The following is a 3692-nucleotide window of genomic DNA, read 5'->3' on the forward strand; positions in this document are numbered from 1 at the left end:
AATGCGCCGACCGTGGGTGTACTGATCGAGGCTGACTCCATTCAGCATTAAAGCCGCAGGAACTTCGCGCAACGAGTGGCCCACGGGCAGATAGCGAACCGCGGGCGTCGCCGGCAAGGCCACGCGTTCAGCGGAGGCGACCGAAACGGCACCGATGGCGGTCGCGCAGGGTGCGGTGCGAACGGCTGTAGGATCGGACAACGTCCGAGCGCGGCGCCTAGTTGAACCGCTGAAGAAGTTGCGAGCCGAACAGATCTCGCCCCGCGAAACGGCGTCTGGTCGGCTCGCCGGATGCGCATCCGGTGGCGCTGCATCTGAGTTTGCGATGGCCGGCCCATTGACCGGCCCATTGAACGACCGTTCGCAGGTGAGCGTTAAGACGGTCGCCGCTGGAACCGATAGATTAATCGCTGCGATAGCCTTTTGCGGCCAGCGCCCAACCCCGCGCGGACGAACGAGTGGCGTTGGGCTTTCACCCTCAGTCTTTATCGCCCGGAGAAGCCGATGATCCGCACGGTCCCCACGCGTCCATTTGAGGGGCAAAAGCCGGGAACGTCCGGTTTACGCAAGAAGGTGCGTGTTTTCCAAACGCCTGGCTATGTGGAAAACTTTATCCAATCGATCTTTGATTGTCAGGCCGGACTTGACGGATCGACCCTGATCATCGGCGGGGACGGGCGGTATTTAAATCGGGAAGTGATCCAGATTGCGTTGAAGATGGCCGCCGCCAACGGGGTGAGCCGAGTGCGCGTAGGTAAGGGCGGACTACTTTCGACCCCAGCCGTCAGTCATCTGATCCGCACCTCCGGCGCGATTGGAGGCCTGGTGCTGTCGGCCAGTCACAATCCTGGCGGCCCCGAGGAAGATTTCGGAGTGAAGTTCAATATCGCAAACGGTGGTCCCGCGCCCGAACGAGAAACTGATGCGATCTTCGCTCGCACGCAGACCATTGAACGCTACCTGGTCTTGGACGCCGACGACATCTCGCTGGATCAGATGGGCGAGCACCGTCTTGGCTCGTTGGTGGTCGAGGTGATCGATCCCGTCGCCGACTATGCAGCCTTGATGGAGACGCTGTTTGACTTCGACGCCATTCGAAGTCTGATCCGCGGCGGTTTCACCCTAACGTTCGACGCCATGCACGCGGTGACGGGACCTTACGCCCACGAAATCCTGGAGCGGCGGCTCGGCGCGGCTGTGGGATCGGTGATCAATGGAACGCCGTTGCCGGACTTTGGCGGCGGTCATCCCGATCCCAATCTGGTCCATGCCCATGAACTCTACGAGACCATGATGGGACCCACGGCGCCGGATTTTGGAGCCGCGTCGGACGGAGACGGCGATCGTAACCTGGTCATCGGTCGCGGTCGGTTTGTGTCGCCTTCGGATTCTCTGGCCATCTTGACGGCCAACGCCCAGCTGACGCCGGCCTATGCTGACGGCCTGGTCGGGGTCGCGCGCTCCATGCCCACCAGCGCCGCTGTCGATCGCGTCGCAGAGGCGCTCGGCATCGCGCACTATGAGACCCCCACGGGTTGGAAGTTCTTTGGCAACCTGTTGGATGCAGACCGCGTCACCCTGTGCGGGGAGGAGAGCGCGGGGGCGGGGTCAAGCCATGTCAGGGAGAAGGACGGTCTGTGGGCGGTCTTGCTTTGGCTCAACATTTTGGCGGTGAGACGCCAGTCTGTGGCAACCATCGTCGATGAGCATTGGGCCCGCTACGGCCGAAACTACTACGCGCGCCATGACTATGAGGCGCTCGACGCCGGCGACGCGGATGCGCTGATGAAAGCGGTTCGGGACCAGATGCCGGGCCTGCCTGACCGTTCATTTGGACCCCTCACGGTCGTCTCGGCCGACGATTTCGCCTATACCGACGTGACCGACGGATCCATCACCGATCACCAGGGAATCCGTGTCCTGTTCGAAGGAGGATCTCGCGTGGTGTTTCGCCTCTCAGGCACTGGCACGTCCGGGGCTACGCTGAGGGTCTATCTGGAGCGCTATGAGCCGGCGACCGGAAATTTGCACCGTGATCCAAGCGAGGTGCTTGCGAGCTGTGTTGCCGCAGCCGAGGCGATTGCGGCCATTCATGAGCGTACCGGTCGTCTTGCGCCCGACGTGGTCACCTAGCGGTGGGCGCGCCACACGGCTATTGTGGCGGGTCGCCTGGTACGCACAGGCGTCTTTGCAACTGAGAGTGGACCTGAGACCGCCACGGCCGACCCAAGCAGCCCCGCCTAAGGCTGGGCCGCGGTGAGCGCTTGCCAGATCGGCTTCACCCACTCATCTCGGTCCACGTCGAAGGCGATGAAGTCACCGTCGAATTGCCAGTAGGCCCAAGCCCAGCCCATAGCCTCCGCCGTCCTCGCCACGGCGGCGGTGTATCGGACCCGTGACGCCAGATCGCCTCGCTCATAGGCGCCGAACTCCCCGAGCAGGATGGGCCGGTTATGAGCGGTCGCCCAGGTCTGGACCTGAGCTAGGTCCTGGAACACGTGTGCATAGTCGGAGCGCGTTCCCCAGCTCACCCCCGATAAGGCCGCTGTCGCCGGATTCCAGCGCGCGCCCTGGTGGGTGAACGACATCGGATCATAATAGTGCACGGTGACGATGATGTTATCGTCGCTTGGCAGTGTGAGGGCGACCAGATGGTGGATGCTGTTATAGAATGCCGGTCCGATGATTACGTTTCGCGTGGGATTGCTGAGTCTAATGGTTCTCAAGGTGGCTCTTAGGATCACATTCCAATTGTCGTCATTGATCACCCCATGTGGTTCGTTAAGAATTTCAAACAGGACAGTATTGGGGGAGCTCTTGTAGCGATCCGCAATCTGCAGCCAGAATTCTGTCAGACGCCGTTGGCAGCGCGCGACGTCCCGATCGCAAACACTGTAATCGTGTTCGTCCAATATCACGATCAAGTCGGCGGCTAGGGCCGCCTGCACAACCCGATCCAGCGTTTCCAGCCAGGCTGGATCAAGCGCGCCGTCGTCATTCATGTGGGCGAAACCATGGAGGTTTAGGCGCACCGTGCGAAAGCCGCCCTCTCGGATCCGTTTGAAATCCTCGAACTTGAAACGCGCCCGTTGCGGGTCGGTCCAGATGGGATCGGCGCTAAGGACGTTTATACCGCGCCCCATGCGCGCGGCTTGAACGGCCGGAGCGATCGAATGGAAGGTTTCAGCCTGGGCTTGCAGATCTTGGTTCCACCAGAACAGAAGTGCGGCCACGGATCCTATGGTGAGGCGGCTCCACGAATGGCGCGGCCGCCGCCGCCGGCTCTCCCTCCGCCTATCCCAGGCCGGGGCTCGAACGCCGGGTGTCTTGTGGGGTGAATACAAACGCTTTTGCAGGACCCCAGCAGCCCGCCAGCATCCGCCAGGAACGCCGCCGACGCGGCCTTTTGGGCTTGGTGCGGAGGTCGCCGATTGGGGCTCACCCCAGCGTAAACCTTCAGCCCACACCTCCCATCGCCGCCCAGAGGAAGGATCGGGCTCCGCCTCTCTTTGGGCGCCCTGCGCGCCCTCGCTCCGGGGCCGATCCAACGTGCGCGCTTACGCAAGCAGCGGCGCCAGGGCCCGCCGCGCCGCCTCTCCCAGATCAGGGCGCTTCAGGGCCAGGGCGACGTTGGCGCGCAGCCAGCCGATCTTGTCGCCGCAGTCGTAGGTCGTCCCCTCGTACTCCAGGGC

At 62.7% G+C, this 3692-nt stretch carries 2 protein-coding genes and 1 pseudogene; 1 reads left to right on the forward strand and 2 read right to left on the reverse strand.

Features of this window, described 5'->3' with window-relative positions:
- Window positions 1-504: 504 nt before the first annotated feature.
- On the forward strand, window positions 505-2133 hold the full coding sequence (locus GSQ87_RS06920) for an alpha-D-glucose phosphate-specific phosphoglucomutase (protein WP_158914650.1): 1629 nt from the start codon (window positions 505-507) through the stop codon (window positions 2131-2133).
- Between the two features lie 107 nt (window positions 2134-2240).
- Here the strand turns inward: GSQ87_RS06920 and GSQ87_RS06925 are convergent, their stop codons facing one another.
- Together GSQ87_RS06925 and GSQ87_RS22715 are read right to left on the reverse strand one after the other, a co-directional pair.
- A complete protein-coding gene (locus tag GSQ87_RS06925) occupies window positions 2241-3233 on the reverse strand; it encodes a glycoside hydrolase family 5 protein (RefSeq protein ID WP_216839099.1) in 993 nt (330 codons plus the stop codon).
- 324 nt (window positions 3234-3557) lie between these two features.
- Window positions 3558-3692 (reverse strand): annotated as a pseudogene (locus GSQ87_RS22715) (UTP--glucose-1-phosphate uridylyltransferase); the annotation flags it as partial.

It is taken from the genome of Caulobacter sp. S45, from assembly GCF_009765965.1.
GTDB lineage: Bacteria > Pseudomonadota > Alphaproteobacteria > Caulobacterales > Caulobacteraceae > CAHJWH01.

What these genes read in the sequence shown, in the direction of transcription:
- GSQ87_RS06920 (WP_158914650.1), top strand. Translation starts at nt 505, where the DNA reads ATGATCCGCACGGTCCCCACGCGTCCATTTGAGGGGCAAAAGCCGGGA.